We start from the raw sequence: 3,809 nt of genomic DNA, 5'->3' as shown, positions 1-3,809 counted from the left end.
CGGCGACCACAACGTGTCCGGCATGATCGTCACCGCCGCCCGCCTGGTCAATTCCGTTGCCGCCGTGGTGGATGCGAAACCCGGCCTGATCACCGCCCTCGACCTCCCGCTCATCACGGGTAGGGGCCTGGTCGCGTCATGATCGTGTGGTCACCGGACCCTTCGAGACGCGGTCGGCTCCTTCGTCGCGCGACTGCTCCTCAGGGATCAAGATGCCGGGCCGCGACCAAGCATCTTGATCCCTGAGGCCGATGCCGCGGCGTTCGGTCTGCTGCTGTCGCGACCATGCATCTTGATCCCTGAGGCCGAAGCGACGAAGGAGCGAGGGTCGCGAAGGGTCCGGTGACCTGGCTGCACGACGAAATCACCTCAAACCGGTTGAGAATCAACGAGAAGGAAGTCCTCGGGTTTCGAGCTGGTCCCGCAGCTTCTCCCGCCCGTGCAGCGACGCGACGGTGCCCAGGCGGGTGAGCACCCGGCCACTCCAGGTGCCGTCGAGGCCGTGCCGCCGGTTGTAGTCGGCCAGCGACTCGTCGTAACCGGTGATGTGGGCGTCGGCGGCGGCAGCGTCGTACTGCTCCTGATGCAGAACGGCCTCCTGTGGCAGCCGGGGTTTGATGCCAGCGTTCTCCGTCGGGTCCGGAACACCCACGGCCAGGCCGAAAGTGGCGATCGTGTGCGGTGGCAGACCCAACTCGTCGGCCACCTCCAGCGGCTTGTTGCGCAATGCACCGACGAAAACCGTTCCCAGGCCCAGTGATTCGGACGCGACCACGGCGTTCTGGGCGGCCAGGGCGGTGTCGACGAACCCGATGATGGTGGTTTCCAGATAGTCGGCACCGTCCAGTGGTGCGTTTTCGCGTTCGGCAACGCGGCGTGCCCGGCCGAGGTCGGCTACCCACACCAGGAACAGCCCGGCCTCGTTGATGAACTGCTGATTATTGGCCAGCGCAGCCAGCCGGGCCTTGCGCTGTGGGTCCCGGACGGCAATCACGCTCCACGGTTGCAGATTCGACGACGTCGAAGCCGACTGCGCTGCAGCGACTATCGCCTGCAACTGCGCGTCGTCGACGGGTGTGTCGAGGAACTTGCGCACCGATCGGTGGGCGAGTTGGGCGGCGATAATGTCGCTGGTGGTGGTCAGGGTCAACGCTGCGTCGGCATACCGGGCGGCGATGGTCATGCTGAATCTCCTTGATTCATAGTGTGATTCCCCAACTCACCGTCGTTGGTCGGGGTGTGATGAGCGTAAGCGACGAGCCTCGAAACCCGGTGAGACGATATTGTCCGCTCGCCAGGTTTCGAGGCTCGGTCGCTGGGCGACCTCGCACCTCAGCCGGCAATAGAGGGCGGAGAGGTGGTGTTGCTGGGGTGAAGCTTGTCCTTACGCACCCAGGAACTGCTCTCCTGAGACGAGTTCGGACTGGCGACCGTCGACACCGCGCGGTACGTCCCCTTCCAAAGTGACCCGGTACAGCACCCGGTCGTGGCCGAGGTGACCGGCGTCGGCGATGGCCAGGTGGGCGGTGGCCCGATTGTCCCAGAACGCGATACTGCCCGGCGCCCAACGGAACCGGACGGTGTACTCGGTGCGGGTGGCCTCGCGCCACAGCAGTCGCAGGATCTCGTCGCTCTGCTCCGGTGAGAAGCCCCGGATCTCGCGGGCGCCGCGGGTGAAGCCGGGACTCACGAACAGGGCCCGCTCACCGGTTTCCGGGTGCACCCGCACCGCGGGGTGGTAGGCGACGAGGTTGGCCTCGGCGATCTTGCGGGCACGCTGGCTGCCTTCGGCGGCCCGCGCAGCGAACTGGTGCCGGATGTCGATGCGGTCGGCCAACTCACGGAGCTGCCTGGGCAAACCCTCATAGGCGGCAACGAGATTGGTCCACGCGGTGTCGCCGCCGTACGGCGGTAGGATATCGGCACGCAGGATCGACGCGGCCGGCGGATTGACGAGCGCCGTCACATCGGTGTGCCAACTGTGGTCGTACGACGTCCGCTTGCGGCCGAGGTTCTGGTCGTAGCGGCGGCTGTCGATGGGAAGGATCTCCGGGAAACCCGCCGGTGGGTTCTCCTCGTGCGGGTGTGCCGGGGTCACCTTGCCGAACCGCCGGGCGAATGCGACCTGTTCGGCGTGGCCGATCTCCTGGTCGCGGAAGAAGATCACCTTGTAGCGGTGCAGTGCGTCGCGGATCTCCTCGACCGTGTTCTGGTCGAGATGATCGCGCAGGTCGACACCGCCGATCTCGGCGCCGATGTAGCCGGCGGAGGGGGAGATCTCCAGCGAGCCGGTGTGGGCGGGTGCGTCCTGTACTGGGGCTGCTTCCTGTACTGCGGTCATGGGCTGTGTCCTTCTCTTTCTCTGGGTTGAATCATCTTGTGGTTGTTCGTGTTATCCCGCGAGGGAGACCGAGGTTCCCGATCCGGGGAACGGCACACCGAATCGTTCACGCAGCGTGGTGGACTCGTATTCGTGTCGGAACAGTCCGCGGCGCCGCAGGATCGGCACCACCTCGTCGACGAAGATCTCCAGACCGTCCGGGAAGCGGTCGGGCATCAGGTTGAATCCGTCGGCGGCTCCGGCGTTCCACCAGTGTTCGATGGTGTCGGCGACCTGCTCGGGTGAGCCGACGATCTTGCGGTGCCCGAATCCGCCGCCGAGCCTGCCGAGCAGTTGCCGGACCGTCAGGTTCTCGTCGGCGGCCAGCCGGATCACCGACTCCCGGAAGCCGAGCGAACCGCGGAACCGGGTCGGATCCACCGGTTCGGCGAGCACCGACTTCGGTAGCGGCGCGTCGAGATCGACGGCCGTGAGATCGATGCCGAGGGTCGCCGAAAAGCGAGCTGCCGCATGGCTTGACGGTGCGAGCGCGGCCGATTCGTCGTCCCGCGCGCGGGCCTCGGCCTCGGTGCTGCCGATGACGGTGATCAGCCCGGGCAGGATGCGGACGTGCTCGGGATTGCGACCCGCTTTGGCCGCAACGGATTTGACGTGCTGATAGTGCGCGATGCCCGCCTGCAGACTCAGTTCGGCGGAGAACACCGCGTGCGCCTGGCGTCCGGCGAGTTCGCGGCCCGCCGGTGAGCCGCCGGCCTGCACCAGCAGTGGCTGGCCTTGCGCGGAGGGGGGAACGGGCAATTGTCCTGCGATGGTGAAGAACTCACCGTCGAAACGCACCGGCGTCCGGTTCCGGGCTGACGCCCACAGTTCGTTGACGGCGTCGACGAACTCCGCGGCGCGACGATAACGGGTGTCGCGGTCGGGTAGTTCGGTGAGCCCGAAGTTTCCGGCGATGTCCTCGGCGTAGGTGGTGACCACATTCCACGCCACCCGCCCGCCGGACACATAGTCCAGCGACGCGATCCGGTAGGCGAGTTCCCACGGGTCGTTGAAGGTGGTCGACAGGGTGCCGATGAGGCCGATGTGCTCGGTGGCGGCGGCGACCGCGCCCAGGATCGTGGTGGGTTCGAGTGCCCTGCCGGGTTTGTGCCGCGGATCCTCCCGCAGGCCCGGGCCGTCGGCGAGAAAATAGCCGTCGAGGGTGCCGCGTTCGGCGATGCGCCCGACCTCGGTGAAGTACTCGGTGTCGACGAACGAGAGCGGATGCAGGTCGGCGGACCGCCAGGCGTCGTGGGTGATGCCCACGTCGAGAACGTTGACATTGAGTATCACGTGGCCGGGACGGTTGGTGGGGGAACGGTCAGGCACGGGACACCTCCGGGGTGGCTGGTTCGGTGGGAAAGACGACGCGGCCGGCCGCGGCCGGACCGGGGACCGGCAAGCCCAGGACCGCGCGCAGCGTTGCCGG

At 67.0% G+C, this 3,809-nt stretch carries 3 protein-coding genes and 1 pseudogene; 1 reads left to right on the top strand and 3 read right to left on the bottom strand.

The window, feature by feature from the left end; genetic code table 11:
* Nucleotides 1-142: pseudogene (locus tag KDB67_RS17075) on the top strand (diacylglycerol kinase); the annotation flags it as partial.
* Between the two features lie 243 nt (nt 143-385).
* Here the strand turns inward: KDB67_RS17075 and KDB67_RS17070 are convergent.
* The 3 genes from KDB67_RS17070 to KDB67_RS17060 form a co-directional block, all read right to left on the bottom strand.
* On the bottom strand, nt 386-1,183 hold the full coding sequence (locus KDB67_RS17070; RefSeq protein ID WP_291018104.1) for an NADPH-dependent oxidoreductase: 798 nt from the start codon (nt 1,181-1,183) through the stop codon (nt 386-388).
* Between the two features lie 201 nt (nt 1,184-1,384).
* Nucleotides 1,385-2,341 (bottom strand): TauD/TfdA family dioxygenase, encoded by a 957-nt coding sequence (locus tag KDB67_RS17065; RefSeq protein WP_291018102.1) that lies wholly within the window; start codon nt 2,339-2,341, stop codon nt 1,385-1,387.
* Between the two features lie 51 nt (nt 2,342-2,392).
* Nucleotides 2,393-3,709: an NtaA/DmoA family FMN-dependent monooxygenase gene (locus KDB67_RS17060; protein ID WP_291018099.1), complete on the bottom strand. Its 1,317-nt coding sequence runs from the start codon at nt 3,707-3,709 to the stop codon at nt 2,393-2,395.
* Nucleotides 3,710-3,809: the final 100 nt, after the last annotated feature.

The sequence above is a fragment of the Gordonia sp. (in: high G+C Gram-positive bacteria) genome (assembly GCF_020438995.1).
In the GTDB taxonomy this organism is placed as follows: Bacteria; Actinomycetota; Actinomycetes; order Mycobacteriales; family Mycobacteriaceae; genus Gordonia.
This window is presented reverse-complemented; position numbering and strand designations above follow the sequence as displayed.

What these genes read in the sequence shown, in the direction of transcription:
- KDB67_RS17070 (WP_291018104.1), bottom strand. Translation starts at nt 1,183, where the DNA reads ATGACCATCGCCGCCCGGTATGCCGACGCAGCGTTGACCCTGACCACC.
- KDB67_RS17065 (WP_291018102.1), bottom strand. Translation starts at nt 2,341, where the DNA reads ATGACCGCAGTACAGGAAGCAGCCCCAGTACAGGACGCACCCGCCCAC.